Source organism: Noviherbaspirillum sp. ST9 (genome assembly GCF_048799745.1).
Lineage (GTDB): Bacteria > Pseudomonadota > Gammaproteobacteria > Burkholderiales > Burkholderiaceae_D > Noviherbaspirillum.
Genome location: NZ_JBLWFR010000012.1, coordinates 80818 through 100977, shown reverse-complemented (window position 1 = coordinate 100977; position 20160 = coordinate 80818). Strand labels below are relative to the sequence as shown.

13 protein-coding genes and 1 tRNA gene are annotated in these 20160 nt (G+C 59.8%); 6 read left to right on the top strand and 8 right to left on the bottom strand.

What is annotated here, in order from left to right; genetic code table 11:
- The 4 genes from ACNOHI_RS23025 to ACNOHI_RS23010 all read right to left on the bottom strand — a co-directional run.
- Positions 1 to 1475 (bottom strand): tetratricopeptide repeat protein (locus ACNOHI_RS23025; protein WP_420477055.1); only part of this gene is annotated, 1475 nt, incomplete at its 3' end.
- Positions 1476 to 1637: 162 nt separating this feature from the next.
- Positions 1638 to 3407: a GGDEF domain-containing protein gene (locus tag ACNOHI_RS23020; protein ID WP_420477054.1), complete on the bottom strand. Its 1770-nt coding sequence runs from the start codon at positions 3405 to 3407 to the stop codon at positions 1638 to 1640.
- Positions 3408 to 3599: 192 nt separating this feature from the next.
- Positions 3600 to 4256: a response regulator gene (locus ACNOHI_RS23015; protein ID WP_420477053.1), complete on the bottom strand. Its 657-nt coding sequence runs from the start codon at positions 4254 to 4256 to the stop codon at positions 3600 to 3602.
- Positions 4257 to 4273: 17 nt separating this feature from the next.
- Positions 4274 to 5704 (bottom strand): PAS domain-containing sensor histidine kinase, encoded by a 1431-nt coding sequence (locus ACNOHI_RS23010; RefSeq protein ID WP_420477052.1) that lies wholly within the window; start codon positions 5702 to 5704, stop codon positions 4274 to 4276.
- A 173-nt stretch (positions 5705 to 5877) separates the two neighbouring features.
- Here ACNOHI_RS23010 and ACNOHI_RS23005 point away from each other — a divergent pair.
- Positions 5878 to 5954 (top strand) — tRNA-Arg (locus ACNOHI_RS23005).
- 1476 nt (positions 5955 to 7430) lie between these two features.
- On the top strand, positions 7431 to 7589 hold the full coding sequence (locus ACNOHI_RS23000; RefSeq protein WP_420477051.1) for a hypothetical protein: 159 nt from the start codon (positions 7431 to 7433) through the stop codon (positions 7587 to 7589).
- Here the strand turns inward: ACNOHI_RS23000 and ACNOHI_RS22995 are convergent.
- On the bottom strand, positions 7586 to 7870 hold the full coding sequence (locus ACNOHI_RS22995; RefSeq protein WP_420477050.1) for a hypothetical protein: 285 nt from the start codon (positions 7868 to 7870) through the stop codon (positions 7586 to 7588). The genes ACNOHI_RS23000 and ACNOHI_RS22995 overlap by 4 nt on opposite strands.
- Positions 7871 to 8078: 208 nt before the next feature.
- On the opposite strand from ACNOHI_RS22995, the gene ACNOHI_RS22990 reads away from it, so the two are divergent.
- A complete protein-coding gene (locus ACNOHI_RS22990) occupies positions 8079 to 10430 on the top strand; it encodes a DNA polymerase II (RefSeq protein ID WP_420477058.1) in 2352 nt (783 codons plus the stop codon).
- Positions 10431 to 10647: 217 nt separating this feature from the next.
- Here the strand turns inward: ACNOHI_RS22990 and ACNOHI_RS22985 are convergent, their stop codons facing one another.
- A complete protein-coding gene (locus ACNOHI_RS22985; RefSeq protein WP_420477049.1) occupies positions 10648 to 11697 on the bottom strand; it encodes an NAD(P)-dependent alcohol dehydrogenase in 1050 nt (349 codons plus the stop codon).
- Positions 11698 to 11838: 141 nt separating this feature from the next.
- Between ACNOHI_RS22985 and ACNOHI_RS22980 the strand changes: the two genes are divergently transcribed.
- Complete coding sequence (locus ACNOHI_RS22980; RefSeq protein ID WP_420477048.1) at positions 11839 to 13941, top strand: diguanylate cyclase; 2103 nt, start codon at positions 11839 to 11841, stop codon at positions 13939 to 13941.
- 37 nt (positions 13942 to 13978) lie between these two features.
- Here ACNOHI_RS22980 and ACNOHI_RS22975 read toward each other — a convergent pair whose 3' ends face one another.
- Positions 13979 to 15127 carry a GGDEF domain-containing protein gene (locus ACNOHI_RS22975; protein ID WP_420477047.1) on the bottom strand — a complete coding sequence of 383 codons (1149 nt, stop codon included), beginning with the start codon at positions 15125 to 15127 and terminating at the stop codon, positions 13979 to 13981.
- Between the two features lie 252 nt (positions 15128 to 15379).
- On the opposite strand from ACNOHI_RS22975, the gene ACNOHI_RS22970 reads away from it, so the two are divergent.
- Positions 15380 to 16192 (top strand): chitinase, encoded by an 813-nt coding sequence (locus ACNOHI_RS22970; RefSeq protein WP_420477046.1) that lies wholly within the window; start codon positions 15380 to 15382, stop codon positions 16190 to 16192.
- Positions 16193 to 16401: 209 nt separating this feature from the next.
- Positions 16402 to 17787: a hypothetical protein gene (locus ACNOHI_RS22965; protein ID WP_420477045.1), complete on the top strand. Its 1386-nt coding sequence runs from the start codon at positions 16402 to 16404 to the stop codon at positions 17785 to 17787.
- Between the two features lie 94 nt (positions 17788 to 17881).
- Here the strand turns inward: ACNOHI_RS22965 and ACNOHI_RS22960 are convergent, their stop codons facing one another.
- The gene (locus ACNOHI_RS22960; protein ID WP_420477044.1) at positions 17882 to 20089 is read right to left on the bottom strand and encodes a malate synthase G; all 2208 of its coding nucleotides are present in this window, start codon (positions 20087 to 20089) and stop codon (positions 17882 to 17884) included.
- Positions 20090 to 20160 lie beyond the last annotated feature (71 nt).

Genomic DNA, 20160 nt, shown 5'->3' with positions numbered 1-20160 from the left:
TCGTCGGACATGGCCATGCACGGGACCCAGTGGTCGGCGGCGGCGATGACGCGGTCGGTGCAGGCGTCGTGCAGGTGGTGGTTGTAGTAGCAGAACACCTCGAAGCGCGACTTGTCGTGCCGTTCGAGCAGCGGCCCCGCAAAATGGATGACCGCGTGATTCCGGAAGTCAGGCGACACATACCCGATCCTCAGACGGCGATTCGGCGTACTGTCCGGCTTGGGCGGTGTGGCAGGCCGGTACCGGGAAGCATACTGATCATTCCATTCCCGGTATGCGACGTAGATTTCCTCAGCCGTCAGCGTGGGGTGGTAATTGAGGCAGAAAAACAGGTTGCTCTGGGCGCGGGCAAGATCGGGATTCAGTTCGAGCGCGCGGCGGCAGCTCGCAATTGCCTCGTCGAGCTTGCCCTGTGTCAGAAGGGTGGCTCCCAGGCTATTGAAGGCATCATCGTAAGCCGGATCGAGCGCGATCGCGCGCTGGAAGCTCGCTGCGGCTTCCTCCGGCCTGCCCGACAGTTGCAAGATGATGCCTTCGGAGTTATGCGCCTCCGCAAGTTCGGGTGAAAGTGCCAGTGCCTTTCGCGCATAGACGAGAGCCTCGTCGAGGCGGCCGAGATCCTTGAGCGCATTTCCGCAATTGTTGATCGCCTCGGCGTAATCCGGCATCAACTCGATTGCACGCTTGAAATACGAGAGCGCCTTTTCTGGTTTCTCTTTCAATGCGGCCCCGAGGTTGTTCAGGGCATGGGGATAATCGGGTTTGATTGCCAGCGCGCGCTCGAAACACGCAATCGCTTCTTGCGGTTGCGCTTTCAGCGCAGTGCCCAGATTGTTGAATGCTTCCGCGTAGTCCGGCTTGAGTCGGATGGCATTCTGATAGCAGGCGATGGCTTCATCGAATTTGCCCTGACTCATCAACGCTACACCCAGATTCAGGTGCGCTTCAACAAAATCAGGCCGCAGTTCCAGCGCCTTCCGGCTGCAGGCGATGGCCTCGTCAAGCTGACCAGCATCCAGCAACGCCTGGCCCATGTTCTTGTAGGCCTCGGGATAATGCGGGTTCAGTTCGATAACCTTCCTGAAGCAGGGAATGGCTTCTTCCCACTTGCCCAGCTCATACAGGGCGCTTCCCAGGTTGTTCTGAGCGTCGAGATAGTTCTTGTTGATCGAGAGCGCCTTGCGGTATGCATTGGCCGCCTGTTCAAGCTGCCGCAGTGCCTGATACGCCAGGCCCAGGTTGCAGTGGAAAGTTGCGTTTCCGGGATTGAGGCGGATTGCCTTCTGGATCAGTTGAATTGCATCCGTATGGTTTCCGGATTGATAAGCGATCACGCCGAGCAGGTGGATTGCATCGGGGTGCTTCGGAAACTTCCGGTAGATTGCTTCGGCCTCCGCGAGCCGGCCGGCTTGATGGTGTTGGACTGCGAGCTGGAGCTGGGGAGGGACGGCAACCTGATGTTGATGTTTTTTCATGAAGACGGTCTTCGGATTCGGCGTACGGGCGCTTCGTACCTGCTTATGCGTACACCCTTCCGGCAATCCTTTGCCATTCAGGCTCCGCAGAATACATACGCGCCCTTTACTTGTACCCGGATATCACCACAGAACGCTGCCGAGTACAAGTCAACCTGACAGTCACTCTGCAGGGATGACCCGGTTCTTCCCCGCCTTCTTCGCCTTATACAAGGCCTCGTCCGCCCGCTTGATGATCGATTCCTGGCTTTCGCCCGGCGCATGCAGCGCCACGCCGGCGCTGAACGTAATCAGCAGCCGCTGGTTGTTGTACATGAAAATCTGCTTGGTCAGCTCGCGCTGGACGCGCGTCACCGTCTGGATGGCATCTTCCAGCGGCGTTTCGGGCAGCACGATCATGAATTCCTCGCCGCCGAAACGTGCAATGACATCCATGGTGCGCAGCGTGTCCTTGACCACCTTCACCAGGTGGATGAGCGCGTGGTCGCCGGCGGTGTGGCCGTGCGTGTCGTTGAGTTTCTTGAAATCGTCCAGGTCGAGCATGGCGATGCACAGGGACGACTTGCGCCGTTCCGAGCGCGACACCTCGCGCTCGAACACCTCGTCCAGGCCGCGCCGGTTCAGGCTGCCCGTCAGTTGGTCTTCGCGCACCAGTTCGCTCAGCTCCGCCAGTTTTCCTTCCAGTTCATGAATGCGGGTCTCGGCGTCTTGCACTTCCTGCTTCGCGGCCAGCATTTCGTCGCGCGAGCGCAGGGCCTCCGTTTGCGCAACCTTGGTGTCCTGCATGACGTCCTGCAGGATCCGGTTCAGCTCGGGGATGCCCCTGGCGTCACTGATCTTGTGGACGTACTGGTCCATTTTCTGGTGATACGTGCTGGTGCTGGCGGCCACCGCACCGAGGCGGTCGATGAAGGTCACCATCATGTTCTTCACCGTTGCCTTGGCTTCGGTCAGGCTGTGCTTGAGCAGGCTTTGCTTGTAGATGACTTCCTTCAGGCTGCGCGTCGCGTCCATCAGTGCGCTGTGGCTGATCGGGCCGGACAGCAGCTCCATCACGCTGGCGATCTGGCCGCTGAGCCAGGAGTCGTCTTCCAGCAGTTCGCTGACGTTCTCGAGCAGGAGCTTGAACAGGCGCAGCAGCAGCTCATGTTCTTCGGCCATGTCCTCGGCCTTCAGCTCGATCTTGAAGCACATCTGCTTCAGGCGGTTGCTGACGTCGGCGAGGTCTTGCTCGGAATGTGAATTGCCGATAATGACGGCGAGCTGTTCTGCCTCCTCGACCAGGGCAGGGGTGCCGCGCAGCAGCGAGCCGACGGCCAGCGTCAGGGTGCGCACGAGCAGGTCGCGCAGCATCTGCATCTGGCGTGTTTCGCCGACCACCGGCAGGATCGACTTGTCCGCCTTCGCCGGCTTCACGGCCGCGGGGAGCGGGGCATCGTCGACAAGCGAGAAATCCTGCGACTTGGATGCCGGCGCCGGGGTGTCGTCGACAAGCGAAATGCCGTGTGATTTCAATACCGGAGGAGGCACATCGTCGACCAGGGAAATCGAGCGCGGTTGCGCCGGCTCGACCGGATCGACCAACGGAATGGAGGCGGGCTTGGCAGCAGCGGGTACGGGCGCCTTCTTCGCAGGCGCGCTCATCACCAAGAGATGCTTGTCGACGAGTTCATTCAGGTCCCGCCCGTACGCCTCCCAGTCGCGCTTTTCCAGCGCTCGGCGCAAATGCGTGGCGACTTGGCCTACCTCGCCGGATACGTCGGCCAGGCCTGCTGCAAAATCGGCAAGAACCTTTTCCGCGCCCGGCAGGCTCTTTGCTCCGGCGATCTCTTCATAGATTTCCCGGTATGCCTCGGGCGTCGGGGCGATGCGCCTTACCGCAAGGCGCTTGAAAGCCTCTCGGGCGATGTCGGCGGGACTCTGTTGTTCCATAGTTGTCTTGCTTTGCAGTCGTGGCCGGCGCGCAGGAAGCCTGATGGCGAGAGTGTCTATGCCGGGAATCCCGGTACTTTAGGGGGGAATGAATGAAAAGGAAAGATGCGAAGAGACAGTTTGAAATTGTCCCGCTCGGCCGTGGTGGTTTTGTTAATGCCCGCCCATGCGCCGCCGGGCGGGCATCAATGGTTACTCCACCAGGTGGTTCTTGATCGCGTAGTGCGTCAGCTCGGCGTTGTGGCGCATTTTCATCTTCTGCAACAGGCGCGAGCGGTACATGCTGATGGTTTTGACCGACAGGGTGAGTTCATTCGCGATGTCGCTGACGGTCTTGCCGGAGGCGATCATGACCAGCGTCTGGTATTCGCGGTCGGACAGGGTTTCGTGCGGCGGGGTCTCGCGGTTTTCGTCGCCGACCTGGTTGGCCAGTTCCTGGGCGAGGGCGGGGCTGATGTATTTCTTGCCAGCGGCGACCTGGCGGATGGCGTCGACCAGCTCGGCTGGCGCGCTCTGCTTGTTTAGGTAGCCGGAGGCGCCGGCCTTGAGGGAGCGGATCGCGTACTGGTCCTCGCGGTGCATGGAGAGCATGAGCACGGCGATCTTCGGGGTTTCCTTCTTGACCTGCTTGAGGACTTCGATGCCGCTCTTGTCCGGCATGGAAATGTCGAGCAGCAGGACATCGGAGTCGCCCCGGCGCGCAAGCTTGATGGCGTCATTGCCGTTTTCGGCGTCGCCCGCAACCACCATGTCCTTGGTGTCGGCGAGGATTTGTTTCAGGCCTTCACGCACGATGGCGTGGTCGTCGGCAATCAGGATGCGAATGGTCTCTTGGGCTGCTGTCATCATGGCAAGTCGTCAGGTGGTTATTCCATTAGAGGTATCCGCAGAGCAACTTCCGTGCCTCCCCCCGGAATCGCGCTGACGGACAGTTGCCCACCCAAGGCGTTGGCCCGTTCTGTCATGCCGCGAATGCCGAAGGATTTGGGCTTCAACCGCTCTGTAGCCTCGATGCCGCGCCCGTTGTCGGCGATTTCCAGGCGCACGCTGCGGTTGGTCCGGGCGAGGCGTACCGTGACCCGGGTGGCCTGCGCGTGTTTCCCGATATTGGTAAGCGCTTCCTGAAAAATGCGAAAAAGGGCGGTCGCCTGGTCGGGGTCGAGGTCGACTTCCTTTTTGTTGGACGTGAACTCGCAGGGGATGCCGAGCTGCTTTTCGAATTCCTTGGCCTGCCAGTCGATGGCGGCCACGATGCCGAAATCGAGGATGCCGGGACGCAGGTCGGCGGAGATCCGGTGGATGGCCTCGATCGTGCGGTCCACCAGCGATTCGACATAGACCGCCTTGTCGGCCAGCGAGGCGTCGTCCGCCGGCAGGCGTTTCTTGACCAGCGCCAGCGCCATCTTGATCGCGGTGAGGTTCCCACCGACATCGTCATGGATTTCGCGGGCGATGCGCATGCGCTCCTTTTCCTTGACTGTTTCGACGTGGGCGGACAGTTCGGCCAGCTGGGCACGCGAGCGCTTGATTTCTTCCTCTTCCAGCTTGCTCTCGGTGATATTGGTCATGATGCCTTCCCACTGCACCCCTTCACCGGGAAGGGCGCGGGGTGTGGAGCGCAGGTTGATCCATTTGACATCTTTCCACTTGTCGACCCAGATACGGCCGTCCCAATTCCAGGTTTTCCAGGCTGACGCGGATTCGTTCATGGATTTCAGGAAGGAGGGGCGGTCCTCGGGCAGGATCAGGTCCAGGAACAGGCTGGAGTCGGCACGAAGGCGTTCGGCCGCGATGCCGAGCAGGGCGTGGCAGCCGTCGCTCAGGTAGGGAAAGGAAAGGGCGCCGTCGGGCCGCTGCTGGATCTGGAAGAACAGGCCTGGCGTGTTGGAGACAATTGCACGAAAGCGCGCTTCGCTCAGGCGCAGTGCCTTTGCCGAGTTATGCCGCGCGCTGATGTCGTTGCCGATCATGATGTAGACCGGCTCCTTCGACCCGCAATAGAACAGTCGGAATTCAATGGGATAGGTCGAGCCGTCCTTGCGGGTATGCACGGTGTCAAGCGACGCCCGGCTCGATTTCCCGCATCCCAAAGGCATTAGGATATTCTGGAGGACTTCGAAGGAGACACTGCGAGCGACGTCGAGAGGCGTCATGCCGGCCAGTTCGGCGGCCGTGTAGTGCAGGTTCTTGCGCGCCGTCTGGTTGGTATGCACGAAGCGGAACGTGTCGCAGTCGACGACGTAGATTTCGCTGAATGAGCCCTGCATGACGATCGGGAGCCATTCCGGTTGCAGCATGTCTTGCCTTCTTTCACGTATACGTTGGCCGCACACGACGGGCGGGCGCCGGTGCTCAAGTCCGTATTGTGGCCGAGGTCGATGCCCGGAAGTACGTTTTTTGGATCGACTTTCCACCGTTCAACGAGGGGGGTTCCATTTTCCCGAAAAGCAGTGCTATAATGTCGTTTTTCGCGGCCGTAGCTCAGCTGGATAGAGTACTTGGCTACGAACCAAGGGGTCGTGGGTTCGATTCCTGCCGGCCGCGCCAGTATTACCGAAGGGGTCAGATCGAAAGGTCTGACCCCTTTTCTGGTTTACGGGCTCCGCGCCTCTGCCTTCCTGTTACTGGCATTTTCGTGCCGGTTAATTTCCCTGCGCACTGTAAGCATCGACATGAGTTAAGTGTAAGACGTAAATCCTCACGGCGAGCGCATCGAAGGGCCAAGAGGACTTCCGTCCACGCAACTCACTTGGGCTCGTTTGAAATCAACAGCCTCGGGCGCACGTCATAGAAACCGTTGGCTGCATTGCAGGCAGCCGCGAACAACACCGTTTAATGTCATGCCTTGTACCTCAAAGGACTGCAGGAGGATTCCAGCAACAGACCACATAAATACCGGAGAAAGAGACGTGTTGCTAATATCGTTTGTGACTCGCCTTTTCATCGAGGACAGGAAAAGTTGAGCGGGATTGGATACGTTTAGTAAGGGGAACGGAGAAAGATAGAAAGGAGCGGCGAACGTGAGCTTCAGTGGAAATCCTATTTGAGGAGAGAAAGCCACTCGTCGATCTGCGGCGGGAGTTTTTCGGATCGGTATCCAAAGAGAGGATCGGCCTTAAATTTGGCGCCGCAGTACGGACACAGTATCTTTCCAATTTCATCTGGCGCAGCAAAGCAAGAACTGAAGCGCTCAAGTAAAAACGTGCGTCTGCAATCATGCCTTATACACCGCTCAAACAGCATTGACATGAACTTCCCCGAATGTGTTTTTAATTGTGCTCGGCGATATATACCTAAGGTTTCGACAAGGACGTCCTCGAAGCAGGCTGTCATGCGCTCATAACACTAAATCTTGTAAGACATTCCTCCGTATTAATGTCCTATGCAAGGACATGTAGCAAGCAATATTTCTAAAGCTTCATAGAGCCTTGATCTTGACTAATTTTCATTGTCTATCCATCCCTAGCGTAGCTGCCTTTCGGATTGTTATCCACAGCTTATGCACACTTCTCCACAGGGTTGTTCACAGCTCTTGGTAAAAAGATATCGCAACGCTTCTTGACAGCCATCTAATAGGCGATGCTGCACGCGTTAGTAATCCGCTAGGGCTTTGGTCTGAAATGATGAAGAAAGCAAAAACAATTGGGCGGGGAGCGGACGAAGACCTTAAAGACGGAAAACAGGAGAAAATGCAGCGAAATTCTGACTCTCCATCGCTTCCGGTCCAAGGTATGGGCGAGCGCTGATAATCGTGCGCTCACTCTAGAGTCGGCAGGCATTTGTCTTCACGTTTAGCCTGCAAGCATGAACAATCACTTTCACCGGAAAGTCGCCCTCCGATGCGGGATCTCAAGATGTTCGTTTGAATTGCTGCGCAACGGAAAGCAGTGCGCTCGAATGAACATATCTCGGCACACTGGAAAGGCGCTTACTTTAGAAGTGTAACTTTCAATAACCGTGGTTGACCGGTGGCAACGGCGTAACTATCTTGGAAAGCGTTCTCATATCCCGCCTTTCGTTGCCATGAAATCGCTTTGCCTCGTCATCGCTTCCGCCGTCTTCGCCCTGCCGGGCTGCGTGGTCGTGCCCGAATATCCCGCCGCCACGGTCGTCATCACCGGCGGCGGTGGACAGGGTGGGTACCATTGCCCACCCGGCCAGGCAAAGAAGGGGCGCTGTTAGGTCAGGTACAGGAACAGTGCCGCGCTGGCTGCGATCGCGGTGACCGGCACGACCATGCCGGCGCCGCACACCATGTTGCGCAGCGTGGTGCGTACCTTCTTCTCGACGCGGGCATTGCGCTCGCTGACGATGTGCTCGAAGTGCGCTTCGGCCAGCAGGTCGGGCGCCATCCCTTCGGTGGATGCCAGTTTTTCGGTATACCGTTCAACTTCCGATTCATTGAGGTGCATGTTGCGCAGTGCTGCGGCATAGTCGCGCTTGAATTCAGTCGTGACGTTCATTTCAGACTCCATCTACAAACTTAAATTTCCCTAAGGAAAATTATAGAACTGCGTGGAGCAGCCGAAAGGCCACTTGACGTGTCATTCCGCACTACTTTGATTCAGGTCATAAAAAGTGTTGCGATCGTCCGAATGCTTCGTCTCCAGACTTTTTTACCAAGGTATGCATACAATCGAATTACTCCGGTAAGCGCATACAAGGTTGACGTTGGAACAACTCAAGCACGGCTTCCTCCTCACGAGGCACTGGCGGGATACGCCCGCCGGCACGGAAGTCGAATTCTGGCTGGCGACGGACGACGGTCCGCGCAGGATTCGCCTGGCGCCACAAACATCTGTTGCATTCATTCCCGCAGCACAGCGCGTGCAGGCGGAAGAGGCATTGCGCGGCGAACGCGGCCGCGAACTGCGTCCCCTCGCGCTCGCGGATTTCCAGCGCCGGCCCGTAATGGGCCTGTACTGCCGCCAGTACCGTCACCTGCTGAAGCTGGAGAAGCGGCTGCGTGAGCAGGGCGTCGACGTCTATGAAGCCGACGTGCGCCCGCCCGAGCGCTACCTGATGGAGCGCTTCATTACTGCGCCGGTCGCGTTCAGCGGCCTGCCCGATCCCGCTGGGGAAACGACCCTGCTCGACGGCCAGATGAAGCCGGTGCAAGGCTACCGTCCGCGCCTGCGCCTGGTGTCCCTCGATATCGAAACCAGCGCCCGCGCCGAGCTCTATTCGATCGCACTGGAGGGCTGTGGACAGCGCCAGGTCTACATGCTGGGCCCGCCGAACGGCGGTGCCGAGGCGCTCGATTTCGATCTGGAATATTGCGAGAGCCGGGCGCAGTTGCTTGAACGGCTGAATGCCTGGCTCGCACAGCATGACCCGGACGCCATCATCGGCTGGAACCTGGTGCAGTTCGATCTGCGCGTGCTGCAGCGCCATGCGGAACGGTACGGTGTGCCCTTGCGGTTCGGACGCGACGGTAGTGCGATGGAGTGGCGCGAGCATCGCACCGGCCAGCATTTTTTTGCCGGCGCCGCCGGCCGACTGATCATCGACGGCATCGAGGCGCTGAAGTCGGCCACCTGGAATTTCCCATCGTTCAGCCTGGAACAGGTATCGCAGACCCTGCTTGGCGAGGGCAAGTCCATCGACAATCCCTACGACCGCATGGCGGAAATCCAGCGCCGTTTCGACGAGGACAAACCCGCGCTGGCGCGCTACAACCTGAAGGACTGCGAACTGGTGACACGCATCTTCGAGAAGACCTCGCTGATGGAATTTCTCCTGGAGCGCGCCAGCGTCACCGGCCTTGCTGCCGACCGCAGCGGCGGCTCGGTGGCCGCATTCGAGCACCTGTACATGCCGATGATGCACCGCCAGGGCTATGTCGCGCCCAATATCGGCGATGTGGAGGGCGAGGGCAGCCCGGGGGGCTTCGTGATGGATTCGCGCTCGGGCCTCTATGACTCGGTGGTCGTCCTCGACTACAAGAGCCTCTATCCCTCGATCATCCGCACCTTCCTGATCGATCCGGTCGGCTTGGTGGAAGGCATCGGCGATCCCGCGGCGTCCGTTCCGGGCTTCCGCGGGGCGCGTTTTTCGCGCAACAAACACTGCCTGCCGCAGATCGTCACCCAGGTCTGGCAGGGGCGGGAGGCGGCCAAGCGCGAGGGCAACCAGCCGCTTTCGCAGGCGTTGAAGATCATCATGAATGCCTTCTACGGCGTGCTGGGAACGAGCGCGTGCCGCTTCTTCGATCCACGTCTCGCATCCTCGATCACCATGCGCGGACACGAGATCATGCGGCGCACCCGCGAGCTGATCGAAGCGAAGGGTTATGACGTCATCTACGGCGACACCGACTCCACCTTCGTCTGGCTGAAGCACGCGCATACGGAAGAACAGGCCAGGGATATCGGCGAGACGCTGGTGCGCCACGTCAACCAGTGGTGGCAGCGCCACCTGCGGGAAGAGTTCGGACTCGAGAGCGCGCTGGAGCTGGAATTCGATACGCACTACCAGCGCTTCCTGATGCCGACGATCCGCGGTTCCGACGAAGGGAGCAAGAAGCGCTACGCGGGCCTGGTCGCCGGCGGCGAGCTGGTGTTCAAGGGACTGGAATCGGTGCGCACCGACTGGACGCCGTTGGCGCAACGGTTCCAGCAGGAGCTGTACCGGCGCGTTTTCACGGGTGAGGCGTACCGCGACTATGTGCGCGATTACGTAAGCAGCACGCGCAGCGGCGCGTTCGACGAGTTGCTGGTGTACCGAAAGCGGTTGCGCAGGCCGCTGGAAGAATACGAACGCAATGTCCCGCCGCATGTGCGCGCGGCGCGCATCGCCGATGAATACAATCGGGAGCAGGGGCGGCCACTGCAGTACCAGAACGGCGGATGGATACGCTACGTGATGACGCTTTCGGGGCCGGAGCCGCTGGAGACGCAGCGTTCGCCGATCGACTACGAGCACTACATCGAGCGCCAGTTGCAACCCGTGGCTGAAGGCATCCTGCCATTTATCGGAGACGATTTTTCCGTCTTGATCAGCCGGCAGCAGGTGTTGTTCTAGTCGGCCGTCCAGCCCTTTGCAGCGCGCGTGTGCGGGCGGGTGACTACAGTGGAGTCCACTCGGAAATTATTCCGTCATCCCCGCGAAGGCGGGGATGACGGGGAAGCGGAATTTGAGAATTTGAAAGGACGGCGCCCGCAAGCAGGCGATGCATCAACCCCATGCGAGCTGTCTGAACGTCAATCGATAAACTCGCAGGAAACGCCACCTTCCATACTCACTTCAACGACGCCATATCAATCACAAACCGATACTTCACATCGCTCCTGAGCATGCGCTCATAAGCCTCATTGATCTCCTGGATGCGAATCATCTCGATGTCCGAGACGATGCCCTTGTCGCCGCAGAAATCCAGCATTTCCTGCGTCTCTGCGATCCCGCCGATCAGCGACCCGGCCAGCCGGCGGCGCTTCATGATGAGGTTGAATACCTGCGGAGAAGGATGTGGCGTTGCCGGCGCTCCGACCAGTGTCATCGTGCGGTCGCGCTTGAGCAGTTCCATGAAGGGATCGAGCGCGTGCGGCGCGGCGACCGTGTTCAGGATGAAATCGAAGGAGTCGCGATGCGCCGCCATTTCTCCGGCGTTCTTCGACACCACCACCTCGTTCGCACCCAGCCGCAATGCATCCTCCCGCTTGCCGGGCGAGGTCGTGAAGAGCACCACGTGCGCACCCATCGCATGCGCCAGCTTGATCCCCATGTGGCCGAGGCCGCCGAGACCGACGATACCTACCTTGTGTCCTTGCCCGACCTGCCATTGCTTGAGTGGCGACCAGGTGGTGATGCCGGCGCAGAGCAGGGGCGCCGCTGCTGCCGGATCCAGGTTGGCGGGAATGCGCAGCACGAACCTGTCACGCACGACGATGTTGCTGGAATAGCCGCCATAGGTCATGCCGCCGCTATGCATTTCCTCGCCGTTGTAGGTGCCGACGAAGCCATTCTCGCAATATTGCTCCAGCCCTTCGGCGCACGCGTGGCAGTGCAGGCAGGAATCGACCATGCAGCCCACGCCGACCATCTCCCCCTGCTTGAAGCGGGTGACCTTGTCGCCGGTCGCCATCACGCGGCCGATGATCTCGTGCCCCGGCACGACGGGGTACACGGTGTTGCCCCATTCGTTACGGGCGGTATGCAAGTCCGAATGGCAGACCCCGCAGTACAGGATTTCGATCTGCACGTCCTCCGGACCGGGGTCGCGGCGCGTGAAATCGAGTTTGCTGAGCGGTTCATGGGCGTTGGTCGCCCCGTATCCAGTCGACGCAATCATGACGAAGTCCCGTGTAAATGTGGCATGTGGTCTTGATGGACTGGTGCGCAGGGATCGAGTTCCGGCGACACGATGCATCTGCTGAACAGTTTTGCTTGACGCAGGTCTACACAGATACATCGACAATTGAACCGCGCGTTCGTGAAACTTTTTCAGCGTGTCAGCTTGGCTTCGCGCCTGGTGGTTGTACTTTTCCTGGTCCTGGCGCCGCTGTTCACCTTGCTCGTCTTCAATTCATACCAGCAATACCTGTCCCAGAAGCAAAATGCGAGGGAAAACGCTGCCCGCCTGGTCAGGGTCTTGAAAGCAGCGCATGGCCAAACCATCGAAGATGCCAAGGCAGTGTTGAAGTCCATGGCGCAGCTTCCCGCCTTTCAGGGACCGGAAGGGCATCGATGCGATTTCCTCCGGGCGGAATTTCCGCACGTATTTCCACGATATTCGGACATCATGCTGGCGACGGCCACGGGCAAGACCATTTGCTCCGTAAGCGCTTCCGCAGAGCTTGACGACGTCAGCAGCAGGCAGTTTTTCCAGGAAGCACTGAAGAAAAGAGATGTGGGCACCGGAAGCTATCGCTTTGATCCGATCACCGGTACGCCCTTTGTGTTGCTGGGAGCGCCGGTAACGAATCGCCAGAACAAGATGGAGGCCATCCTGTACGCCTCGCTCAGTCTGGCGAATGTCGAGGCGTTGCCGCCCACCGCGCAGCTATCGCAGGACTCCGTCATCTTCGTGTTCGACTCGACCGGTCTGATTCTGGCGCGTTATCCCGACCCGGAGGGATGGAAGGGGACTCGCCGCATTGCCGATGCGCCGATTATCCGGGCGGCCGTCAATAACCTGGCGGATGAGGGAATCCTCGACCTGATAGGGGCGGATGGCGTGCAGCGCATGTTCGCGTATACGAAGATCTACAAGACGCAGGCACAGTCTGTTTTCCTGGCCACCGGTGTGCCGGCTGATGTCGCGTATGAAAGCGCAATCGCGTCGTTCCGCAATGACCTGCTGCTCCTGGGGGCGACACTGCTTCTTGTGCTGGGTGCAAGCTGGGCGGGCAGCAAGCGGCTCATTCTGCGCAAGTTGCGACGACTGGAGGCCGTCGCCGAACGCATCAAGAATGGCGACCTGGCGGCACGTACCGAAATGCGTCGGTCCGCTGGCGAAATCGGGCAGCTTGGCGCCGCAATGGATGACATGGCGCAATCGATTCAAGGCCGCATCCAGGAACTCCAGCGCTACGGCAACGAATTGCGCGATTTGAAAGAGATGAGCGATGCCATGCAGGTTTGCGCGACCCAGGATGAAGTCCTGGCGGTGGTGCGGCAGTTCGCGCTGCGGCTATTTCCGCAACAGCCCGGCACCTTGTATTTGCTGCACGCCAGCGGCGACCACTATGAGTCGCGCACCAGTTGGAGGGATCCCGCAGTCAAAGCGGATTTCCTGCCGCAGGACTGCTGGGCGGTGCGACGGGGAAAAATGTACCGCGTCGAAGCAACCGGCCACGAACCCCGCTGCCATCATGTCGACGATCCGCCGCCGAGCAGCTACGTTTGCGTGCCGCTCGTGGTACAGGGCGAAATGCTGGGCATCCTGCACCTCGAAAATGACAAGCTTTCGCATTCCGACGAACAGCCGCTGGCAGTCGCGTTTGCCGAGCACGCCGCGCTCACCCTGGAAAACCTGAAGTTGACGGAGAAACTGCACGCGCAAGCGATGCGGGACGGACTGACCGGGCTGTTCAACCGGCGCTTCATGGAAGAATCGCTGCTGCGCGAGACGAGAAGGGCGGATCGCAACGATACGCCGCTCTCCATGATCATGATCGATATCGATCATTTCAAGCGCTTCAACGACACGTTCGGACATCCGGCCGGCGACGCCTTGCTGCGTGGCGTGGGCAAGATGCTGCAGGCGGAAATGCGCGGCAGCGATCTCGCTTGCCGCTATGGCGGCGAGGAATTCACCATCATTTTGCCCGGGACACCGCTTTCCTCCGCAAGTGAAATTGCCGAAAAGTTGCGTGACAAAGCGCAAGCGCTGGAAATGGCAATGGACGGCCGCCCGCTCGACAGGATCACGATCTCGCTGGGCGTCGCGAGCTATCCCCAGCATGGCGACTCCTGGGAAGCGGTATTGCATGCCGCCGACATGGCGCTGTTGAAGGCAAAGACCACGCGAAACCGCACCGTTACCTACGGCATCGCCGAACTGGAAATCCACAAGCGCATACCGCGACGCTAGACTTCTGGACAGTCCGGACCGCCAGGGACGAGGCTTCTTACGCCGCGACGGTACGGTTGCGGCCTTTCATTTTTGCCTGGTAAAGCGCGGCATCGGCGCGGCTGAGTATGTCCTTCAGGTCGGTTGCCTGTTCCGTTACGACCGCTACGCCTATGCTGACCGTAAACGACACATCGCCGTCTGGCGTCGCCATGGGATGGTTGGCGAGCTGGCCTCGGATCCGTTCCGCGACGATCTGCGCAGCATCGATGTTGGCATCGGGGAGGAGAACGACGAATTCTTCTCCTCCAAAGCGGGCGAGGATGTCCTGCGCGCGCAGGCAGAGGGAAGTGATGGTGACGAAATGCTTGAGCGCGAGATCGCCCGCATGATGGCCATACGTGTCGTTCAAACGCTTGAAATGGTCGATATCCATCAGCAGTACGGATAGCGGGCTCTCCACGCGCTGCGAGCGCGACAGTTCGCGTTCGAATAGTTCGTGGAAGGCACGCCTGTTGAGCACGTCGGTCAGCGGGTCGCGGCTTGCCTGGCGATTCAATTCCGTCTGCAGGGCATCCGTCGTCATCAGGATGAGGCCCAGGGTCAGGAAGACCATGAACAGGAACGCCTCGACGCCGGTGGCGGTGGACAGCGACCCCAGGGCGTAGGGGCCATCGATATTCTGGCCAAGGGCGTTATAAGCGGCGCGCCAGATATTGAAAGCGGCGTGCAGCAGCAGGATCGAGGCAACCCAGCGGCGTCCGAGCCGGCGGTCCTTGTTCGTGCGCAGCAGTTCCCAGGCGCCCAGCACCGACAGGATCGTGATCAGCGACGACAGGAAGGCGATGCGTCCGGGACCGTTGCGATCATCAAGGAAATAGAGGGACAAAACGACGGCAGCAAGCATCGGCGCCACCAACAGGAACCATGCCCGGACAGGAACACCGACAAATTGCCGCATGCCCGTCCAGAGAAACGAATAGCCCAGCAAGAGCATGCAGTTGCCCAGCACGACGGACAAGGCCGGGTTGATCGTGCCCCGCGCCGCAAGGAGAAAGCCGCTGCTGCCGGCAATCGCGAGTCCCCAGGCCCAATGCTTGATGCCATGCACGGAAAGCTTCATCCGCTGCGCCAGGAAAAGGGACGCCGACGCTGACAACGCAGCGATGGCGAGCATGAAAAATACCGTTCTTACGTCGAGGTGCATTACCCCATCCTCCGCTGCCTGAACAACTCTGCAGAAACCATTTCTTAATTGGGGTCAATTGTATGTCCTTCCAGAGGCGGCGGCCTCCTGACCTTTCAATTCCGCATGCCGTTGTGACGGCGAAACTTGCACCTTTCAAAGGTCTTGGGCACAAGTCTGTGCGCTTACCGCATCAAATCAAGCACTTAGCGCAATGTTGGCTTCCGGTACGCAACTTGCGGATATGGGTGCACTTGATAAAGGGGGAGACCTATGAAGATGGTAAGAAAACTGGCAGCGGCACTATGCGTTTCGGGAGTGCTTTCAGCGTGCGGAGGAGGCGATGCGAAGGACCTCTGGGTGCAGATCGGCGGTACGCCCGGGGCCATATCCGGGGCGGGGCAGACGACGGTTCCGCCGGTGACAACACCGACGGTGCCTGCACCTGTCGTCGAACCGGGCTTTATCGTCACCGAAGCGCAATTCAACCAGATATTCCCGAACCGCGCCTCGTTCTATACCTATGCGGGGCTGGTCGACGCTGTCAAGGCCTTCCCGGAATTTGCCGGGTCCGGGGATAGACCAGTGCGATTGCGCGAGGCGGCGGCATTCCTTGCACAGGTCATGCATGAGAGCGGTGGGCTGCGATACGTCACGGAGCTCAACCAGGCCAACTGGCCGCTTTATTGCCTGGCGAGCGTCCAGTATCCCTGCGCGCCGGGAAAGCAGTATTACGGACGGGGGCCGCTGCAGATCAGCTGGAACTACAACTACGCCACCGCCGGCGCGGCTTTCGGCGTCGACCTCCTGAACAATCCCGACCTGGTGGAAACGGACGCGGCCACTGCCTGGAAGACGGCGCTCTGGTTCTGGATGACGTCGGTCGGCGCGGGAACGATGACGGGACATGCGGCCATGGTCAACAACGCCGGATTCGGCGAAACGACCCGCAGCATCAACGGTGCGCTGGAATGCGGCAAGGCAGCAGGTTCCGACGGCTACCTGAAGATGCAGATGCGTGTGACGTATTACCTCGATATCGCCCGGTTGCTGGGAGTGGATGCGGGCGGAAACCTCACCTGCTGATTTCGTGGAAGTGAAGCAGCTGAAAAACAAGCGGGCCGGTCCGTGTAGTCCGGCCCATTTTCATTCTTCCATCTCCTCATTCGGCCTTCGCCTTCACGCGTGGTGTACATCGAGTCGCCGCAATGGCTCATCTTGTTTCAAATTGCGACGTGTTCATTCGTTCGACGGTTAGAGTGACTTCCATTTCCTGATCGAAGAGATAGTCAACCATGAAGAAAAGCAGGAGCACGAAAGGACGCGCAGCGACCGCTGCGCACGAACAGAACAATGTCGTGAAAGAGAAAGTGCAATTTCTCTTCCTTGTCGGGGAAACGAAACAGAAGCCGTTCGACTATTTCAGGTTCAACTACCACAATCGATTTTTCGAGCAGGCGGAAGCGGCGGCGGATGAAGTCGTGGTCACAAGCTGGAACAATCTTGTCGTGATCGAAGGCCATGTATTTGCGCGGCGTGGATTTATCCTGAAGAACGGACAGGAAATACAGATCACGGCGCCTCACCTGGTCAGGCCGGACTACGTCTATGAACACAAGAACGACGTGGATTCCCCGTCCACGGAAGTCAACGCGCACAACGTGGATGTGATGAGCTATCTGATCAAGCATGACGTGATCAGTTCGAACAACGCCTGCGGGATGACGATCACCAACAAGTATGCGCTTCACCTGCGCAACACAGTCTGGAAAAAGGGATATCTGTCGTTCTACAGCGTGATGACCTACGTTGGCAAATGGTATCTGGAAGAGTGCTTTCAGTACGCTGAATCGCAAGGAATAAAAGTGTCCCGGCCGCGGACGCGGTTACGCGGCAAGGCGGCGCTGATCAACGAACTGCCGGAACTGGTTACCACAGGACCGATCATCGTGAAGCCCTATCTCGACGCCAACAGTCGCGGGATCCATGTCATCGATCGGACGAATTGCGAAAGCGTCATCAGGGAACTCGAGGCCAATGGCGATCAATGGTACGTCGCGCAAGAGTTCATTTCCGACAGCGTGCTTTACAAGGGCGCACACAAGGCCGACCTGCGCTTCCTCGTCGGCGTCTTTTCCTGGGAGCCCTTGAAGTTCACGATGTATGGCAGGGGAGCGCCGCGGATTTCCAACAAGGTCTACAACGCAAATGAAACACCTGACCGGGAAGCGTGCATCACCGTGGTGTCGATGCAGTCAGGCCAGATCGATCACAACATCACGACGGACGAGTATCTTGATGGGATCGAAGAAGACAAGGAGCTGCTGTTCAAGAAGATCGAAAAGGAAATCGGCAATGCCTTGAGTGCGATCTGGGTGGGCCGCCATATCCTGGACAATTTCCTGATGCCGGATGAGCGGGCGGAGAACACAGTCCTGCTTCTGAGTTTCGATATCATCCTCCGGTACACGGAGACAGGGATCCAGCCTTTCATTCTCGAGACCGGGTTTGCTCCTGGCCTGTACAGAAGTTCTTACATCGAAAACAGCGAGGTGTTCAACAAGATCCTGGATACGACGTATCAGCAGTTCTTCCGGGATGTCAGGCAGCACGCGGAAGAGCAAGCGAAAGCGCTTGATTCTCCTGTGCTCGCAGTCTCGTTGCCGCAAGACGCGGGATGAAATGATTGCGAGCCGCCAAAAGTGATGGCGGAAAAGGAAACGGGCCAGTCTTCGCAGACCGGCCCGCTTTCATTCAACGCCTTTTACAAGCGTATCAAGCGTCCGCCTTCACCTTCAAGCGCCAGGCATGCAGCAGCGGCTCGGTATAACCGCTCGGCTGTTCCAGTCCCTTGAAGACCAGGTCACGCGCCGCCTTGTACGCGTACGATGCCTCGAAGTTCGGCGCCATCGGCTTGTACAGCGGATCGCCTGCATTCTGGCCGTCCACCACCTTGGCCATGCGCTGCATCGTCTCGGTGACCTGCGCTTCGGTGACGACACCGTGCAGCAGCCAGTTGGCGATGTGCTGGCTGGAGATGCGCAGCGTGGCGCGGTCTTCCATCAGGCCCACGTTGTGGATGTCCGGCACCTTGGAGCAGCCAACGCCCTGGTCGACCCAGCGCACCACGTAGCCGAGGATGCCCTGGCAGTTGTTGTCCAGTTCCTGCTGGATCTCGGCGGCAGACCACTCGGCCTTGGCGACGACGGGGATCTGCAGCAGTTCGCCGAGCAGGCGTTCGATCTCGGCGGGCGCATCGATCTTTTCCAGTTCCTTCTGCACGTCGGCGACACTGACCTGGTGGTAGTGCAGCGCGTGCAGCGTGGCGGCGGTCGGCGACGGCACCCAGGCGGTGTTGGCGCCTGCCTTCGGGTGGACGATCTTCTGTTCCATCATCGCGGCCATCAGGTCCGGCATGGCCCACATGCCCTTGCCGATCTGGGCGCGGCCGCGCAGGCCGGAGGACAGGCCGGTCAGCACGTTGCTGCGCTCGTAGGCGGACAGCCACTTGCTGGTCTTCATGTCGCCCTTGCGCATCATCGGGCCGGCATGCATCGCGGTGTGCATCTCGTCGCCGGTGCGGTCGAGGAAGCCGGTGTTGATGAAGGCGATGCGTCCCGCGGCTTCCTTGATGCAGGCCTTGAGGTTGACGCTGGTGCGGCGCTCTTCATCCATGATGCCGAGCTTGACGGTTTCGTTGGGCAGGCCGAGCAGCTGCTCGACGCGGCCGAACAGTTCGCTGGCGAACGCCACTTCCTTCGGGCCGTGCATCTTCGGCTTCACGATATAAACAGAGCCGGTGCGCGAGTTGCCGATTTCCTGGCCTGCCTTGCGCTTGAGGTCGTGCAGCGCGATGGTCACGGTCACGATCGCGTCCAGGATGCCTTCCGGGATTTCCTTGCCGCCGTCGAGCAGGATGGCCGGGTTGGTCATCAGGTGGCCAACGTTGCGCAGGAAGAGCAGGGAGCGGCCGTGCAGCGTGACGACGCCATCCTTGGCGTCGGTCGCGCCTACGCCGGCGGTGTACTTGCGGTCGGCGTTCAGGGTGCGGTTGAAGGTCTTGCCGCCCTTGGAAACGCTTTCCACCAGCGTGGCCTGCAGGATGCCGAGCCAGTTTTCATAGGCGAGTACCTTGTCTTCCGCGTCCACGGCGGCGACGGAGTCTTCCAGGTCGAGAATGGTGGACAGGGCTGCTTCGACAACCACATCGGCCACGCCGGCGGCGTCCTGACTGCCAATCTTGGTGTCGCGGTTGATCTGGATGTCGATGTGCAGGCCGTTGTTCTTCAGCAGGACGGACGAGGGCGCTTCCGCCTTGCCCTGGAAACCGACGAACTTCTGCTCGTCCTTCAGGCCGGTGGCGCCGTCCTTCAGCGCGACAACCAGCTTGCCGCCTTCCACGCGGTAGGCGGTGGCGTCGGCATGCGAGCCCTTGGCCAGCGGCGCGGTCTGGTCGAGGAAGTTGCGGGCAAAGGCAATGACCTTGGCGCCGCGGACCGGGTTGTAGCCGCCGGCACGCGTGGCGCCATCGGTCTCGGGCAGGGCGTCGGTGCCATACAGGGCGTCATACAGGGAGCCCCAACGTGCATTGGCGGCATTCAGCGCGTAGCGGGCGTTGAGGATGGGCACGACCAGCTGCGGGCCGGCTTGCAGTGCCAGTTCGGCATCGACGTTGGCCGTGGTCGCCTTGACATCGCCCGGGGCCGGCAACAGGTAGCCGATCGATTGCAGGAAGCCGCGGTAGGCTCCCATGTCCTGGATCGGGCCGGGATTGGCACGGTGCCACTTGTCCAGTTCCAGTTGCAGGCGGTCGCGCTCAGCCAGCAGGGCGGCGTTTTTCGGCGCCAGGTCGTGGGCGATGGCGTCGAAGCCTTTCCAGAAGGTGGCGCTGTCGATGCCGGTGCCGGGCAAGACCTTGTCTTCAATGAAGCGGTACAGGACGGTGGCAACCTGGAGGCGATGGACGGAAGTACGTGCGGTCATGGAGTGCATCCTCGTGTGAAGTTGTCATGAATCGGCGCGCGGGCGCGTCATCAATTGTTATAGCTGTAAGC